This is a genomic window from Antarcticimicrobium luteum (assembly GCF_004358185.1).
GTDB classification, from domain to species: domain Bacteria; phylum Pseudomonadota; class Alphaproteobacteria; order Rhodobacterales; family Rhodobacteraceae; genus Antarcticimicrobium; species Antarcticimicrobium luteum.
Genome location: NZ_SMUV01000073.1, coordinates 68,779 through 85,339, shown reverse-complemented (window position 1 = coordinate 85,339; position 16,561 = coordinate 68,779). Strand labels below are relative to the sequence as shown.

Below are 16,561 nucleotides of genomic sequence, written 5' to 3'. Positions count from 1 at the left end.
CGCAATGTGTTTGCCGCGAAGAGACATTCCCCCGGATCAATTCTCTGCCGGACCAGGCGCCCCGGGTATCGTATCGCCGCCGTGTGCCGATCCAAACGGCGGCGATTTCTTTGCAGCGTCTCCGCAGCCTACCGCGAAAACTTTTTGTACTTCAACCGCTTCGGTTCCAGCGCGTCCGGTCCCAGGCGGCGTTTCTTATCCTCTTCGTAAGAGGTGAAATCGCCCTCGAACCATTCCACATGGGCCTCGCCCTCGAAGGCGAGGATATGGGTGCAGATCCGGTCGAGGAAGAAACGGTCGTGGCTGATCACCACCGCGCAGCCGGCGAAATCGACCAGCGCATCCTCCAGCGCCCGCAGGGTTTCGACGTCAAGATCGTTGGTCGGTTCGTCCAGCAGGATGACGTTGCCGCCCTCTTTCAGCAGCCGCGCCATATGCACACGGTTGCGCTCGCCGCCTGACAGCAGGCCGACCTTCTTCTGCTGATCGCCGCCCTTGAAGTTGAAGGCCGAGCAATAGGCGCGGGAATTCATCTGCGCATCGCCCAGTTCGATCACCTCGGCACCGCCGGTGATCGCCTCCCACACATTGTCATCGGCGTTCAGATCGTCGCGCGACTGGTCGACATAGGACAGCTTGACCGTGTCGCCGTATTCCACCGTGCCCGTGTCGGGCGCCAACTGGCCTGTCAGCATCCTGAACAGCGTCGATTTGCCGGCGCCGTTGGGGCCGATCACGCCGACGATGCCGCCCGGCGGCAGGCTGAACGACAGATCCTCGATCAGCTGCTTGTCGCCCAGGTGCTTCGACAGATGATCGACCTCGATCACCTTGCTGCCCAGGCGCGGGCCGTTGGGGATGACGATCTGGGCGCGGGCGATCTTTTCCCGCTCCGACTGGCCGGCCATCTCGTTATAGGCCTGAATCCGGGCCTTGGATTTGGCCTGCCGCGCCTTGGCGCCCTGGCGCATCCAGTCCAGCTCGCGCTCCAGCGTCTTCTGCCGCGCCTTGTCCTCGCGCGCCTCATGCGCCAGCCGCTTGGTCTTCTGCTCCAGCCAGGCGGAATAGTTGCCCTCGTAGGGGATGCCGCGACCACGGTCGAGCTCAAGGATCCATGAGGTGATGTCGTCGAGGAAATAGCGGTCGTGGGTAACGATCAGGATGGTGCCCTTGTACTCCATCAGGTGCTGTTGCAGCCAGGCGATGGTCTCGGCGTCCAGGTGGTTGGTCGGTTCGTCCAGCAGCAGCATGTCGGGCGCTTCCAGCAGCAGCTTGCACAGCGCGACGCGGCGTTTCTCGCCGCCTGACAGGGTGGTGACATCGGCGTCGTCCGGCGGGCAGCGCAGCGCCTCCATCGAAACGTCGATCTGGCTGTCGAGATCCCACAGGTTCTGGCTGTCGATCTCGTCCTGAAGCTGGGCCATTTCATCGGCCGTCTCGTCCGAGTAGTTCATCGCCAGTTCATTGTAGCGGTCGAGGATGGCCTTTTTTTCGGCCACGCCCAGCATCACGTTCTCGCGCACCGTCAGGGTTTCGTCGAGCTGCGGCTCCTGCGGCAGATAGCCGACCTTGGCGCCCTCGGCGGCCCAGGCCTCGCCCGAGAAATCGGTGTCGATCCCGGCCATGATGCGCATCAGGGTGGATTTGCCCGAGCCGTTGACGCCGACCACGCCGATCTTCACCCCTGGCAGGAAGTTGAGATGGATGTTCTCGAAACACTTCTTGCCCCCGGGGTAGGTCTTGGACACTCCGCTCATGTGATAGACGTATTGATAGGAAGCCATTGTGAAGCCCTCTGCGTTCCGCTGTTGCCTCCATCTAGCTGCGCATTCGGCCGAGCGCAACGTGTCGGAATCCGCCCCGGACGCGGATCTATCTCTTTGGTTGTAAAATAATTTACAATTGATCCGGATCAAAGTGCGGATATTGTGAACTCTGTAAAATATGCCATCGGCAAATTTTAGGAACGGGGAGGAGATGTTATGCGCAGGTTCAAGAGAATGGCCGGATTGGCCATTGCAGTGGCTGTTGGAGGGGGGCTGTCCAGCGGCGCTTTCGCGCAGGAGGTCGATCAGGGATCGGTCGCGCGGGGCGGCAAGCTTTATGACAAATGGTACAAGGTGATTAATGCCGAGGTGCCCAAGGCATCGCACCCTTTGTATCCGGCGAGCAACGAGAAATACGCCGACGATCCCAAGAATAACTGGCGGTGCAAGGAATGCCATGGATGGGACGGCCGCGGTGCCGCGGGGGCCTATTCCAGTGGCAAGCACGCCACCGGCATTAAAGGGATCGATGGCTATGCCGGGGGTGATCCCGCCGCCGTCGTGGCGATCCTGAGCGGTGACGCGCATGGCTATGGCGACAAGATGTCGGGAGATGATCTGACGGACCTGGCGAATTTCGTCGTCTACGGGCAGATCGACTGGGCCGCTTATGTGGATGCGGGCACCAAGATGTCCAAGGGCGATGCCGCGCGGGGCGCGCAGGTCTACAATACGATTTGCGCCAATTGCCACGGGGCTGACGGAAAACTGCCGAAGGAAATGCCGCCGCTGGGATCGCTGATGGGCAACCCGTGGGAGGTGATGCATAAGGTCCTCAATGGTCAGCCGAAAGAGGCGATGCCTGCGCTTCGGGCCATTGACCATCAGGTCTCGGCCGACGTGCTGGCCTATCTGGTGACCCTGCCCAAGGAATAAGACCCCGAGCGAAGACCGGGAAAGAAATGTCGCGGGGCCCATTCGGGCCCCGGGATCGTTATGTCTTATGAAAAGGAAAGCGGGCCGATGCTTCGGTGGGTCAAAGGGGTTTGGGGCTGGTTCCTCAGGCCAAGCGTCATGGTCGGGCAGGGGGTTCTGCTCGTTATCGGAACGGTGGGCGGGATTGTTTTCTGGGGCGGTTTCAATACCGCGATGGAAGCGACGAACACGATGGAATTCTGCATTTCGTGCCACGAGATGCGCGATACGGTTTATGAGGAATACAAGACTTCGGTTCACTACAAAAACGCGTCCGGCGTTCGCGCGATCTGTTCGGATTGTCATGTGCCGCATGATTGGGGGCCCAAGATGCTGCGCAAGATCCAGGCCTCCAACGAGTTGTGGCATAAGGTGATGGGAACGGTCGACACGCCCGAAAAGTTCAAGGCCAAGCGGTTGGAATTGGCGACCCATGTTTGGGAAACGATGCAGGCCAACGATTCCCGTGAATGCCGCAATTGCCACAGTTTCGAGGCGATGGCGTTCGAACATCAGGCGCGCCGAGCCCGCGAGAAAATGGAGCCGGTGGCGCTGGGGACCGATTTCTCCCAGGGCAAGACCTGTATCGATTGCCACAAGGGCATTGCGCACAATCTACCACCGGTTGAGCGGGACGACTGATCAACCGGTCCGCCGTGGCGCAATCGGACCCGGGTGGTCAGCGGATGCGTTGACAGTCGCGTCTCCGGACGTGAGATATGCGCGATGAAATTCGGGATGCCATATGTGCGCGCGGGCCAGTCTGTGGGGCTTCTGGGCGGGTCGTTCGATCCGGCCCATTCGGGCCATGTGCATATCACCCACGAGGCGCTGCGGCGGTTCGGGCTCGACTGGCTGTGGTGGCTGGTCACCCCCGGCAATCCGCTGAAGGATCGCGGCCCGGCGCCGCTGGCGGAACGGATGGCGCGGGCGCAGGCGATCATGCGCCACCCCAGGGTGACGGTCACGGATATCGAGGCGCGGCTGGGCACGCGGGCCACGGCCGACACGCTGTCCGCCCTGCGCGCCGCCTATCCCGGCGTCCGCTTTGTCTGGCTGATGGGCGCCGACAATCTGGCCCAGTTCCACCGCTGGCAGAACTGGCGGTCGATCATGGAGACGGTGCCGCTGGGCGTGCTGGCGCGGCCGGGCGAGCGGATCTCGGCGCGGATGTCGCCGGCGGCGCGGATCTATCGCCACGCCCGGCTGCCGGCGCAGGCCAGCCACCTGCTGGCCCGCGCCGAGGCGCCGGCCTGGTGTTTCGTCAACGTGCCGATGGTGGACGTCAGCTCCACCGCGATCCGCGCCAGCGGCGGCTGGCGGGGGGGCGTGAGCGCGAATTGTGGCGTTGCCGCGCCGTATGGTCGCTGAATTTCCCGAATTCCCCCGCTTGTCTGCCGGATTGACCTGGGATCTTATGCTGCCATGAGCATCAGGGTTTCACGACGTTGGATTTTGGCGGGTCTCGGCGCGGCGGCGGCGGTTCCGGGGCTGGGCACGGGCGCGGCGCTGTCCGGGTCGCCGGCGGTCTCGCTGCGGCCGAGGATGCGCAGCGCCGATTTCGCCGCGCGCGCCCGCGGCGGCGCCGAGGCGGTGATCGCCCGGTTCGGCCTGCCGGGTCAGGTGGCCTGCGCGGTGGCCGATGTGGCCAGCGGCGAGCGGCTCGATTCGGTCGCGGGCGCCAGCGGCCTGCCCCCCGCCAGCGTGGCCAAGATCGTCACCTCGCTCTATGCGCTCGACCGGCTCGGGGCCAATCACCGGTTCATCACCCGGGTGATCGCCACGGGCCCGGTGCAGAATGGCGTGCTGCAGGGCGATCTGGTGCTGGCCGGGGGCGGCGATCCGACGCTCGACACCAATGCGCTCGCCGATCTGGCGGCGCGGATGAAACGCGCCGGCCTGCGCGAGGTGCGCGGGCGCTTTTTGGTCTATGACGGCGCGCTGCCCTATGTGCACTCCATCGACGAGAGCCAGCCCGAGCATCTGGGCTATTCGCCGGCGGTGTCGGGGATCGCGCTGAACTTCAACCGGGTGCATTTCCAGTGGACGCAGGGCGCCAAGGGCTATGCGGTGGCGATGGACGCGCGCAGCGACCGGTTCCGGCCCGAGGTGGCGATGGCCCGCATGCGCGTCGCCGACCGGCGGATGCCGGTCTATACCTACCGCGATCAGAACGGCATCGACGACTGGACCGTGGCCGGCACGGCGCTGGGCAAGGGCGGCTCGCGCTGGCTGCCGGTGCGCAAGCCGGGCCTTTATGCCGGCGATGTTTTCCACACCCTGGCCGGCGCCCATGGCATCACCCTGCGCAAGCCGGAGGTGACGCAGCGGCTGTCCGGTGGCACCGAGCTGGCCCGCCAGACCAGCGCGCCGCTGCATGAGATTCTGCGCATGATGCTGAAATATTCCAACAACCTCACCGCCGAGATGGTCGGGATGGGCGCCAGCGCCGCCGGCGGGGCGCCGCCCGCCTCGCTCAGCGACTCGGCCGGAGAGATGAGCCGCTGGGCCGCCCGCAGCCTCGGCATGACCGAGACCCGAATGAAGGATCATTCGGGGCTGTCCGATGCCTCGCGCATGACGCCGCAGGATCTGGTCACGGCGCTGGTGCAGGTGCGGCGGCAGGGCGTCCTGAAACCGCTGCTGAAACCGTTTCCGATGCGCGATGCGCGCGGCACGCCGATCAAGAACCACCCGATCCGGGTGGACGCCAAGACCGGCACGCTGAATTTCGTCTCGGGTCTGGGCGGCTTTCTGACCGCGCCGGACGGAACCGAGCTGGCCTTTGCGATCTTTGCCGCAGATCTGCCAAGCCGCGCGCGCAGCAAGCGCTCGCCGGAGGAGGTGCCGCAGGGCGCGCGCCCGTGGAACCGCAAGGCCAAACAACTGCAACAGAAGCTGATCGAGCATTGGGGCGCGGTGCACCGCGGCTGAGCCGCGCCGCGCCCCGGCCCGGGGTCAGCCCAGGGTCAGGAGGCGTCCGGCGCCAGCTTGTCCTGTGTCCTGGTGTCGAAGTCGGCGGCGTCGTGACGCTCGTGCAACTGCGTCTCCGGCTCGCCAAAGGCGCGGTTCACCATCCGCCCACGCTGCACCGCCGGGCGCGCGTCGATCTCCCTGGCCCAGCGCTGCACGTGCTCATAGGAGTCCACATCGAGGAACGTGCCCGCGCTATAGAGCCGCCCCAGCGCCAGCTGCCCGTACCAGGCCCAGATCGCCATGTCGGCGATGGTGTAATCCGCGCCGGTCATGAACTGCCGTTCGGACAGGTTGCGGTTCAGAACGTCAAGCTGGCGCTTGGTCTCCATAGCGAAACGGTCGATCGGGTATTGCCACTTTTCCGGCGCATAGGCGTAGAAATGGCCAAAGCCGCCGCCCAGATAGGGGGCGCTGCCCATCTGCCAGAACAGCCAGGACAGCATCTCGGGCCGGTCCCCGGGGGCGCCGAGAAAGGCGCCGAACTTCTCCGCCAGATGCAGCAGGATCGCCCCGGATTCAAAGACCCGAACCGGCGTCTCGCCGCTGCGGTCCATCAGCGCCGGGATCTTGGAATTCGGGTTGACCTCGACAAACCCCGAGCCGAACTGGTCGCCGTCGCCGATATGGATCAGCCAGGCGTCGTATTCGGCGTCCGCGTGGCCCGCCGCCAGCAGCTCCTCGAACAGCACCGTGACCTTGACGCCGTTGGGCGTGGCCAGCGAATACAGCTGGAACGGATGCTTGCCGACCGGCAACTCCTTGTCATGGGTGAGGCCGGCGATCGGGCGGTTGATGCTGGCGAAACGGCCGCCGCTCTCGCTGTCCCAGGTCCAGATCTCGGGCGGGGTATAGGGGGTGGTCATGGCGCGCGTTCCTTGCTGTGGTGTCTCTGGCCGTCGCAAAACGGGATACCGCAAAGAGGTACGCGCGCACGCGCCGGATGCCAAGACGCGCCAGCGCAGACCGGGCTGTGCCCGTCCGCACAGGCGCGGGAATGGCCCCAGCGGGCCTCAGCGGCGGCGGTCGCGCCGCGCGCTCATCGGCTGGAACGCAACGCCCACATGCGCCTCGCAATAGGGTTTCCCGGGCTGCACCGGCAGGCCGCAGAACCAGAAATCCTCGGTCGCCGGGTCGCCCACCGGCCATTTGCAGGTGCGCTCGGTCAGTTCCATCAGCGTCAGCTTCTTGGCCTTCTTCTCGATCTCGCTGACCTTGGCCAGCGCCTCGGGGCTGATCTCGTTGGCCGAGGGCTGCGGCGGCAGCGGCTGGCCGGCCGGGATGATCTGCTTGCGGGCGGGCAGGGACGGGCGCGCCTCGGCGGCCGGCTTGGCCTCGGGTGCCGGCTCCGGCTTGGGTTCGGGTTTGGGCTTGGCGGCGGGTTGCGGCCTGGCCGCCTCGACCGGTTTCGCCTTTGCCTCGGCCTTGGCCGGCGCGGCGCCGGTGCTGCGGTTGGACAGGCCCAGACGGTGCACCTTGCCGATCACCGCGTTGCGCGTCACCCCGCCCAGTTCCTTGGCGATCTGGCTGGCCGACTGGCCCTCGCCCCACATTTTCTTGAGCAGTTCAACGCGCTCGTCTGTCCAGGACATGGTCTGCCTTTCAAAGCTGAAAAGCGGCCCGCGCTGCCGCGGCCGCCTCTAGAATTCCCTACCAACAGTATTCTAGTCACTGGCGTCCGATATACAAGCCGTCGGCGATTCGCGAATCGGTTCTGCCGGGCGAGCAGTTGGTTCGCCGGTTGCCCGGGTGAGGGCGCCCGGCCGGGCGCCGGGACCACCGGCGTTGCGGGCGCGCGCGCCGGCAACGCCACGCCGCCGGGGCCGCGCCGTGCCGCGATTTCCGCTTCCCTTTCGCCGCGCGCCGCGCTAAGGGCATGATCCATGATCAAACGCCGCCATATCGCCGCACTGCGACGCCGACGCACCTTCGCGTAACGGCCCCGTTCGATCTTTGCGCCACAAATCCGGCGCCTTTCTCTCTCACATCGTTGACGAAACCGCCCAAGCTGGGGCACTCCCTTGGGCTTGTGATACCCTGAAAGGAGGATCCGATGATCCCGTCCGTCTTGCCGACCTATAACCGTGCGCCGCTGAGCTTTGTCAAAGGCGAAGGCTCCTGGCTGATCGAGGCGGATGGCCGACGCTTTCTCGATCTCGGGGCCGGCATCGCGGTCAACGCGCTGGGCCATGCGCATCCGGCGCTGGTCAAGGCGCTGACCGATCAGGCGCAAAACCTCTGGCATGTCTCCAACCTCTACCAGATCCCGCAGCAGCAGGCGCTGGCCGACAGGCTGGTCGAGGCCACCTTCGCCGATACCGTCTTCTTCACCAACTCGGGCACCGAGGCCTGCGAACTGGCGGTCAAGATGGCGCGCAAGTACTGGTACGATAAGGGTCAGCCCGACCGCACCGACATCATCGCCTTCTCCGGCTCGTTCCACGGCCGCTCCTCCGCCGGCATCGCCGCCGCCGGATCGGAAAAGATGACCAAGGGCTTCGGCCCGCTGCTGCCGGGGTTCAAGCATCTGGAATGGCGCGATTTCGATGCGCTGGAGGCGGCGATCGACGACAATACCGCCGCCGTGCTGCTGGAGCCGGTGCAGGGCGAGGGCGGCATCCGCCCGCTGCCGGATGACGAACTCAAGGCGATCCGCGCGCTGTGCGATGCCACCGGCTGCCTGCTGATCCTCGACGAGGTGCAGTGCGGCATGGGCCGCTCCGGGCGGCTCTTCGCCCATGAATGGGCGGGGATCACCCCGGACATCATGATGGTGGCCAAGGGCATCGGCGGCGGCTTCCCCCTCGGCGCGGTGCTGGCCAGCGAAGAGGCGGCCAGCGGCATGACCGCGGGCACCCACGGCTCCACCTACGGCGGCAACCCGCTGGGCTGCGCGGTGGGCTGCGCGGTGATGGACGAGATCGACACGCCCGAGTTTCTGGACGCGGTGAACCGCAAGTCCGGGATGCTGCGGCAAAAGCTCGAGGGGCTGGTCGCCGCCCACCCGGAGGTCTTCGAAGAGGTGCGCGGATCGGGCCTGATGCTGGGCCTCAGGTGCAAGGCGCCGAACATGGATGTGGTCGCGGCGGGCTATGACAACCTGGTCATCACCGTGCCGGCGGGCGACAACGTGATCCGTCTGTTGCCGCCGCTGACCCTCAGCGAGGAGGAGATCGCCGAGGCGCTGACCCGCCTCGAGGCCGCCGCAACTCAGGTCGAAACCGCCTGATCCGCCCTTTACAAATCCTGCGCCGGCCTTCGAGGTTATCCCCAGGGGCCGGCCCGAGAAAAGAAAAAACCATGAATCACTTCCTTGATATTCACACAACCGACCCCGCCGCGCTGCGGGGGATGATCGACAAGGCGGCCGAGATCAAGCACGCCCGCGATGGCCGGCCCAAGGGCGCCCCCGATGACGACCAGCCGCTGGCCGGGCGCATGGTCGCGCTGATCTTCGAGAAACCCTCGACCCGGACCAGGGTCTCCTTCGACGTCGGCGTGCGCCAGATGGGCGGGCAGAGCATGGTGCTGTCGGGCAGCGACATGCAGCTGGGCCATGGCGAGACCATCGCCGACACCGCCCGCGTCCTGTCGCGTTATGTCGACCTGATCATGATCCGCACCTTCGACGAAAGCGTGCTGCACGAGATGGCCGAATATGCCGATGTGCCGGTGATCAACGGGCTGACCGACCGCACCCACCCCTGTCAGATCATGGCCGATATCCTGACCTATGAAGAGCATCGCGGCCCGATCGCGGGCAAAAAGGTGGTCTGGGCCGGCGACGGCAACAACGTCTGCGCCTCGTTCCTTCATGCCGCCGGGCAATTCGGTTTCGATCTGACCTTCACCGGCCCGGCGCAGCTGGATCCGGAGGACGAGTTCGTGGGCCTGGCGCGCAAGGCCGGCAGCACCGTGGTGATCGAGCGCGACGCGGCCAAGGCCGTCGAGGGCGCCGATCTGGTGGTCGCCGACACCTGGGTCTCGATGCACGACAGCCAGAGCTCCAAGGAACGCCGCCACAACATGCTGCGCCCCTATCAGGTCAATGCCGAACTGATGAAACACGCCAAGCCCGACGCGCTGTTCATGCACTGCCTGCCCGCGCACCGCGAGGAGGAGGTCACCTCCGAGGTGATGGACGGGCCGCATTCGGTGATCTGGGACGAGGCCGAAAACCGGCTGCATGCGCAAAAGGCGGTGATGCGCTGGTGCCTCGGCGTGTGAGCGCCACCCTCCCCTCATGAGGGGAATATTTCAGACAGATGAGGCGCCCCGCCCGCAAGGCCGGGGCGCTTTTTCCTTTTCCCAATCCGGGCTGTTACCCCTCCCGAACCAGCCAAACGTTGTGGCAAAATCCAGCCCGGAATCAAGGCGCGAAGCGCCGCCGGGCAGCGCCCGACCGCCCTCATGGGCGGGCGCTCCTTACCCTCAGCGCTCAGAACTCACGCCCGATGTTCTGGCGACCATAAAGGGACACGCTTTCACAGCGTCGGAGCGCCCACCCGCGGTCGGGCGCTGCCCTCTGGTGCGTGCTGCAATTGACCGGCGCCACGCTCCGAACGGCAGCGCCCCCGGGGCAATCTGCCCGCAGGGGTTGGTCCCGCCCCCATCCCCGCGATATGTCTGTCACGAAACAGACGAAGGAGGCGGACAACATGACCCGAGGACGGATCGTGATCGCCGGGGCCGGGGCCGTTGGCTGTTTCGTCGGCGGGCTGCTGGCGGCCGCCGGCCACCCCGTCACCCTGCTGGGCCGCCCCCGCATGCTGGACCCGATCCGCGACGGCGGCCTGCGGCTGACCGATTTCGCCGGGCTCGACCTCCGCGTCGCGCCGGGGGCGCTGGAACTGAGCGAAACCGCCGACTGCCTCGCCGGAGCCGCGCTGGTACTGGTCACCGTCAAGGGCGGCGCCACGGCGGACATGGCGGCCCGGATCGCCGCCCATGCCCCCGCAAACGCCCCGGTGATCAGCCTGCAGAACGGCATCGGTAACGCCGGAACCCTGCGCGCCGCCTTGCCCGGGCGGGATCTGCGCGCCGGCATGGTGCCCTTCAACGTGGTGCCCGCCGGGCCGGGCCACTGGCACCGCGCCAGCAGCGGCGGGATCGTGATCGGGGCGGGGCCGGGCGATCTGGCGAATATGCTCTCCGTCCCCGGCCTCGCGGTAACCGAGGATGCGGATATTACCGCGATCCAATGGGGCAAGCTGCTGCTGAACCTCAACAACGCGCTCAACGCGCTCTCCGGTCTGGCTCTGCGCGATCAACTGATGTCGCGCGGCTGGCGGCGGCTGATGGCCGATCAGATGGCCGAGGCGCTGGGCGTGCTCAGGGCCAGCGGCATCGCGGTGAAATCCACCACCCCGCTGCCGGCCTGGATGGGGCCGCATATCCTGCGGCTGCCGACGCCGCTTTTCGCGCGCATCGCGGCGCAGATGCTGACCATCGACCCCAGCGCGCGCACCTCTATGGCCTATGACGTACGGGCAGGCCGGGCGACCGAGATCGACCAGTTGCAGGGGCTGATCGTGGCGATGGCGGCCGAGCGGGGGCTTTCCGCCCCGATCTGTGCAAAGGTCGCCGGACTGGTGCGTTCCGTCACCGAGACTGGCACCACTGATCCGCATCTGAGGCCGGATGCGCTGCGCCCCTGATCAAACGCGCGGCCCGGCGTTTACGCCGCGCCGCGCCTGCCGGCCCCCTCGGCGGGCGCTGCCCGCCACGCCTTGATCGGCAGGCCGCCTCATCCCCGCGGCTTCGCCCGCAGGGTCGGGTCGGCCTGGGTTGGATCTTCGGGCCAGGGGTGCCTGGGATATTGCGCGCGCATGTCCTTGCGCACGTCGGCATAGGAGCCCGCCCAGAACCCCGGCAGATCGCGGGTCACCTGCACCGGGCGGCGGGCGGGGGACAGCAGCGTGATCTTCAGCGGCACGCCGCCGCTTGTCGGATGCCGGGTGACCCCGAACAGCTCCTGCAACCGCACCGAAATCTCCGGCCCCTCGCCGCTATAGTCGATGGGCACCTTGCGCCCCAGCGGCGTGGTAAAGGCCGGCGGCGCGCGGCGGTCGAGCTCCTGTTGCTGCTCCCAGCTCAGCGCCGCCTTGAGCGCGGGCAGGGGATCAAAGCGTTTCCACTCCTCGCCGGTGCGCACCTTGCCCAGCATCGGCAACAGCCAGCCATCAAGGCGCGCCATCAGCCCGGCTTCGGAGAAATCCGGCAGATCGCCGCCGGCGGCGCGCACCAGCTCCACCCGGGCCGCCAGCCGCGCCGCCGCCCCCTCCAGCCGCAGCCCCAGATCGCGCACCCCGTCGAGCATGGCGCGCGCCACCGCCTCGGGCGGTGCGTCCTTCCAGACCCGGTCGTCCAGCGTGATGGCGCCGAACCGTTCCTGCCGGCGCGCCACCACCCGGCGCTCGCGCTTCGACCATTCGCAAAGGTCGATCCAGCCGATCTGATCGGCGAACAGCTCCCGTATCTCCCGCTCGGCGATCTGCGCCGCCATGCGAATCCGCGCCTCGCGCGGGTCGCCGTCCAGATCGGTCGCCACGATAAAGGGGGCGCCCGCCAGCCCGTCGCCGGGCGCCATCACCGCCCCCTTGCCGCCCGAGAGCACGTAGCGCGGCGCGTCGCCCTTGCGGCGCTGGCCGACCCGGTCGGGATAGGCGAGCGCGGCCATGGCCGCCGCCCCCAGCCCCGACATCCCGGCGCGCCTGATCTGCGGCCGCAGCCGCTTCGCTTCCGATTTGATCTGCTCCAGCGCCGGGCGCAGCACCTCATAGGGCCGCTCGCGGCTGAAGCGGCCCGGATCGCGCAGCGCCTCCAGCCGCAGCGTGAGGTCGCAGGGCGCGCCGCGCAGCGGATCGCGCGCCTCGATCAGCGCCGCCAGCGGCGCCGCCTCCGGCCCGGCCAGCACAAGCATATGCGCCACCCGCGGATGCAGCGGCAGCGCCGAGAGCGCCCGGCCGTGATCGGTGATCAACCCCTTGCCGTCGAGCGCGCCCAGCATCCTCAGCAGTCCCCGCGCTTCGGCCAAGGCTCCCACGGGCGGCGGGGTGAGAAAGGCCAGATCGCTCTCCGACGCACCCCAGAGCGCCAGTTCCAGCGCCAGCCCGGTCAGATCCGCCGCCTCGATCTCTGCCGGGGGGAAGGCGGCCAGTGCGCCGTCCTCGCCGCGCGTCCAGAGCCGATAGCATGTCCCCTCGGCCACGCGCCCGGCGCGACCCGCCCGCTGGGTGGCCTCGGCGCGGGTCACCTTTTCGGTCACCAGCCGCGACATGCCCGAGCCGGGATCGAACCGCGCCCGCCGGGCCAGCCCCATGTCGACCACCACCCGCACGTCCTGAATGGTCAGCGAGGTTTCGGCGATCGAGGTGGCCAGCACCAGTTTGCGCCCCTCGTTCGCCGGTGCGATGGCGGCGCGCTGGGCGGCAAAGGGCAGGGCACCGTACAGCGGCCGGATCTGACAATTGCCGGGCAGGCGCCGCGCCAGCGCTGCCTCCGCCTGCCGGATCTCCCGCTCGCCGGGCAGGAACACCAGGATACCGCCGCCCTCTTTCCGCGTCTCCGCCTCGGCCTGCACCACCAGATCGGCCAGCGCATCGCCGCGCCGCGCCTTCGGTCCCAGCGGCCTGTCCAGCCAACGCGTTTCCACCGGGTAACTGCGCCCCTGCGAGGTCACCACCGGCGCGCCCATCAGCGCGCCCACCGGTTCGGCATCCAGCGTTGCCGACATCGCCAGCAGGATCAGATCGTCGCGCAGGGCGCCCGCCACCTCCAGACACAGCGCCAGCCCCAGATCGGCATTCAGCGAACGTTCGTGAAACTCGTCGAAGATCACCGCGCCGACGCCGGGCAGGTCCGGCTCCCTTTGCAGCATCCGCGTCAGGATGCCCTCGGTCACCACCTCGATCCGCGTCGCCTTCGACACCTTCGCCTCGCCCCGGATGCGATAGCCCACGGTTTGCCCCGGGGTCTCGCCCAGGGTCTCGGCCATCCGTTCGGCGGCGGCCCGCGCCGCCAGCCGCCGCGGCTCCAGCATCACGATGCGGCCGCCCGATCTGCCGTCCATCAGCCCGGCCTCCAGCATCGCCAGCGGCACCCGCGTGGTCTTGCCCGCGCCCGGCGGCGCCTGCAGAACCGCGCGGCCATGCCTGCGCAGAGCCTCCAGAAGCTCGGGCAAGGCGGCGTCGATGGGCAGGGCAGGGGCGGGGGCGACACACATGGCCCGTCTTTTCGGCCAATCCACCGCCGCTGTCCACCGCCGCCGTCCCGCGCCGGCCTCGGCTCGGCACTGGACATTCCGCGCCCGCCCAAGGCAGAAAGGGCGCCGGGCAGCAGGAAGAGACGATGGACATGGAAAGTCTTGGTGACAAGATTCTGGCCGGCGACCGCCGCGCGCTCGCCCGCGCCATCACGCTGGTGGAAAGCGCGCGCGCCGATCACCGGGCGCAGGCGGCGCAATTGCTCGACCATCTGCGCCGGATCGGGCGGCAGGCCGTGCGCATCGGCCTCTCCGGCACCCCGGGGGTGGGAAAATCCACCTTCATCGAGGCCTTCGGCATGATGCTGATCGACCAGGGGCTGCGGGTGGCGGTGCTGGCGGTCGATCCCTCTTCGGCGCGCTCGGGCGGCTCGATCCTGGGCGACAAGACCCGGATGGAGCGGCTCAGCCGCGAGCGCAATGCCTTTATCCGTCCCTCGCCCAGCCAGACCCACCTGGGCGGCGTCGCCCGCCGCACCCGCGAGGCGGTCAGCCTGTGCGAGGCGGCCGGCTTCGACGTGGTGCTGATCGAGACGGTGGGCGTGGGCCAGTCCGAAACCGTGGTGGCCGAGATGTCGGATCTCTTCGTGCTGCTGCTGGCGCCGGCCGGCGGCGACGAGTTGCAGGGGGTCAAGCGCGGCATCATGGAGATGGCCGACCTGATTCTGGTCAACAAGGCCGACGGCGATCTGAAACCGGCCGCGATGCGCACCTGTTCGGACTATACCGGCGCGCTGCGGCTGCTGCGCAAACGCCCGCAGGATCCCGACGGCTTTCCCAGGGCGATGATGGTCTCGGCCCATGAGGGCAGCGGCCTGGCCGAGGCCTGGACGCAGATGCAGGCGCTGGTCGATTGGCGGCGCGAGAACGGCCACTGGGACCGGCGCCGCGCCGAACAGGCGCTCTACTGGTTCGATCAGGAGGTGCGCCAGGCGCTGCTGGCGCGGCTGGAAACGCCGCGGGCGCGGGCCGCGATGGCGGCGCTTTCGGATCGCGTGGCGGCGGGCGAGATTGCTCCGGCGGGCGCCGCGGCAGAGATGCTGGAAAAGCATCTGGGCGGCTGATCGCGGCCCGGCCACGAAACCGCGGCGAAACCCCTGTGCCGGGGCTTGACGACTCTCCCCGCCACGCGTAATAGCCACCGAACGAGATTCCGGGCGCTGCCAAAGCGGCGCCTCTGTTATTTGCAGGGCACGCGGGGGCATCACGCCTTCGGCTTCTGAGCCCGAGAAAAGACGAGGATGTACCCATGTCGCGCCGTTGCGAACTGACCGGAAAAGGCCCGATGACTGGCAACAATGTCAGCCACGCCAAGAACAGAACCCGTCGCCGGTTCCTGCCGAACCTGAACGATGTGACGCTTCAGTCCGAAACCCTGGGTCGCGGCGTCAAGCTGCGCATCTCGGCCTCGGCGCTGCGCAGCGTCGATCACCGTGGCGGGCTGGACGCCTTCCTGGCCAAGGCCAAGGACGATGAGCTTTCGGCCAACGCGCTGAAGGTCAAGAAAGAGATCGCCAAGGCGGCAGCCGCCTCCTGATCCCGCGATCCCGTCGGCAATTCCGCGACCCCGCGCCGCAGGCGCGGGGTTTTGCGTTTTGCTTGCGTCTTGGGCGGCCCCGCGCCTATATGCCCGGACAATGACCCGGTTCATGCGCATATATCTGGCCCTGACGCTGGCCGCCATTATGGCGCTCACCAGCCAGAGCATGGCCGTGGCCCGCGGCGCCACCGACCCGACCGGCCAGATCGTGCTTTGCACCGGAACCGGCCCGGTCGCCGTCTATGTCGACGAGGACGGCCAGCCCACCGGTCCGCCGCATATCTGCCCCGATTGCGCGCTGCATCTGCTTGCTGCGGTCGCCGCGCCTGACATCGCGCCTGCGCCGCTCGAGATTTCCGCGCGCCGGCAGGTGTTCGCCGCCGCCGCCCTGCGCGTCTCCTCGCGCGCCTGCGTCCGTTCGGCGCGCGGCCCTCCTGCCGCTGTCTGATCCACAGATTTTTCAGAATTTCAGACAGTCAACGCAAGAGGAGACACCAGATGTCCTTCAAATCCACCCTGTTCGCCGCCGCCGCCGCCGCCGCCCTGAGCTTTGCCATCCCCGCCTTTGCCGGCGACATTATGGTCCAGGATCCCTATGCCCGCACCTCGACGATGATGTCGAAATCGGGCGCCGCCTTCATGGTGCTGATGAACCACGGCGCCGAGGATGATCGCCTGGTCTCGGCCAGTTCCGACGTGGCCCAGCGGGTCGAGCTGCACACCCACAAGGAGGACGCCAACGGCGTCATGCAGATGCTCGAGGTCAAAGAGGGCTTTCCGGTCCCCGCCGGCGGCATGCACGCGCTGGCCCGTGGCGGCGATCACGTCATGTTCATGGGCCTGAACCGCACGCTGGCGCAGGGCGACATCGTCACCCTGACCCTGACCTTCGAAAAGGCGGGCGACATGACCATCGAGGTGCCGGTCGATCTGGAGCGCAAGCCGATGGGTGGTATGACCATGCAGCATGGTCAGATGAAAAAGAACTGAGCCACCCGCATCGATTCGGCCAAAGGCCGCGCCGGGCCTCCGGTGCGGCCTTTT

At 67.6% G+C, this 16,561-nt stretch carries 15 protein-coding genes; 11 read left to right on the top strand and 4 right to left on the bottom strand.

Annotated features, from left to right (window positions below):
• Positions 1-128: 128 nt before the first annotated feature.
• On the bottom strand, positions 129-1,784 hold the full coding sequence (ettA, locus tag E1832_RS18900) for an energy-dependent translational throttle protein EttA (protein WP_133361339.1): 1,656 nt from the start codon (positions 1,782-1,784) through the stop codon (positions 129-131).
• A gap of 237 nt (positions 1,785-2,021) precedes the next feature.
• Here ettA and E1832_RS18895 point away from each other — a divergent pair, with 237 nt between their 5' ends.
• The 4 genes from E1832_RS18895 to dacB all read left to right on the top strand — a co-directional run bounded on the left by E1832_RS18895 (position 2,022) and on the right by dacB (position 5,675).
• On the top strand, positions 2,022-2,702 hold the full coding sequence (locus E1832_RS18895) for a c-type cytochrome (protein WP_165978930.1): 681 nt from the start codon (positions 2,022-2,024) through the stop codon (positions 2,700-2,702).
• Between the two features lie 60 nt (positions 2,703-2,762).
• A complete protein-coding gene (locus E1832_RS18890; RefSeq protein WP_133361337.1) occupies positions 2,763-3,383 on the top strand; it encodes a NapC/NirT family cytochrome c in 621 nt (206 codons plus the stop codon).
• A gap of 84 nt (positions 3,384-3,467) precedes the next feature.
• Positions 3,468-4,112, top strand: coding sequence for a nicotinate-nucleotide adenylyltransferase (locus E1832_RS18885; RefSeq protein WP_133361336.1), 645 nt, complete (start codon positions 3,468-3,470; stop codon positions 4,110-4,112).
• Between the two features lie 54 nt (positions 4,113-4,166).
• Positions 4,167-5,675, top strand: coding sequence for a D-alanyl-D-alanine carboxypeptidase/D-alanyl-D-alanine endopeptidase (gene dacB / locus E1832_RS18880; protein WP_133361335.1), 1,509 nt, complete (start codon positions 4,167-4,169; stop codon positions 5,673-5,675).
• Positions 5,676-5,710: 35 nt separating this feature from the next.
• Here the strand turns inward: dacB and yghU are convergent, their stop codons facing one another.
• Together yghU and E1832_RS18870 are read right to left on the bottom strand one after the other, a co-directional pair.
• Entirely contained in the window at positions 5,711-6,580 is an 870-nt protein-coding gene (yghU, locus tag E1832_RS18875) for a glutathione-dependent disulfide-bond oxidoreductase (protein WP_133361334.1), read from the bottom strand.
• Positions 6,581-6,727: 147 nt separating this feature from the next.
• Positions 6,728-7,306, bottom strand: coding sequence for a GcrA family cell cycle regulator (locus E1832_RS18870; RefSeq protein ID WP_133361333.1), 579 nt, complete (start codon positions 7,304-7,306; stop codon positions 6,728-6,730).
• Positions 7,307-7,767: 461 nt separating this feature from the next.
• On the opposite strand from E1832_RS18870, the gene E1832_RS18865 reads away from it, so the two are divergent.
• The 3 genes from E1832_RS18865 (at position 7,768) to E1832_RS18855 (ending at position 11,371) form a co-directional block, all read left to right on the top strand.
• Positions 7,768-8,943 carry an aspartate aminotransferase family protein gene (locus E1832_RS18865; protein ID WP_133361332.1) on the top strand — a complete coding sequence of 392 codons (1,176 nt, stop codon included), beginning with the start codon at positions 7,768-7,770 and terminating at the stop codon, positions 8,941-8,943.
• 71 nt (positions 8,944-9,014) lie between these two features.
• A complete protein-coding gene (gene argF, locus E1832_RS18860) occupies positions 9,015-9,941 on the top strand; it encodes an ornithine carbamoyltransferase (protein ID WP_133361331.1) in 927 nt (308 codons plus the stop codon).
• Positions 9,942-10,372: 431 nt separating this feature from the next.
• On the top strand, positions 10,373-11,371 hold the full coding sequence (locus tag E1832_RS18855; protein WP_133361330.1) for a 2-dehydropantoate 2-reductase: 999 nt from the start codon (positions 10,373-10,375) through the stop codon (positions 11,369-11,371).
• A gap of 89 nt (positions 11,372-11,460) precedes the next feature.
• On the opposite strand, the gene hrpB is transcribed toward E1832_RS18855, so the two are convergent.
• Positions 11,461-13,938 (bottom strand): ATP-dependent helicase HrpB, encoded by a 2,478-nt coding sequence (gene hrpB / locus E1832_RS18850; RefSeq protein WP_133361329.1) that lies wholly within the window; start codon positions 13,936-13,938, stop codon positions 11,461-11,463.
• A gap of 125 nt (positions 13,939-14,063) precedes the next feature.
• Here hrpB and meaB point away from each other — a divergent pair, with 125 nt between their 5' ends.
• The 4 genes from meaB to E1832_RS18830 all read left to right on the top strand — a co-directional run bounded on the left by meaB (position 14,064) and on the right by E1832_RS18830 (position 16,507).
• A complete protein-coding gene (gene meaB / locus E1832_RS18845; protein ID WP_133361328.1) occupies positions 14,064-15,041 on the top strand; it encodes a methylmalonyl Co-A mutase-associated GTPase MeaB in 978 nt (325 codons plus the stop codon).
• Positions 15,042-15,226: 185 nt separating this feature from the next.
• Positions 15,227-15,514, top strand: a complete 288-nt coding sequence (rpmB, locus tag E1832_RS18840) for a 50S ribosomal protein L28 (RefSeq protein ID WP_133361327.1) — start codon at positions 15,227-15,229, stop codon at positions 15,512-15,514.
• 112 nt (positions 15,515-15,626) lie between these two features.
• A complete protein-coding gene (locus tag E1832_RS18835) occupies positions 15,627-15,965 on the top strand; it encodes a DUF2946 family protein (RefSeq protein WP_133361326.1) in 339 nt (112 codons plus the stop codon).
• A gap of 50 nt (positions 15,966-16,015) precedes the next feature.
• Positions 16,016-16,507 carry a copper chaperone PCu(A)C gene (locus E1832_RS18830; RefSeq protein WP_133361325.1) on the top strand — a complete coding sequence of 164 codons (492 nt, stop codon included), beginning with the start codon at positions 16,016-16,018 and terminating at the stop codon, positions 16,505-16,507.
• Positions 16,508-16,561 lie beyond the last annotated feature (54 nt).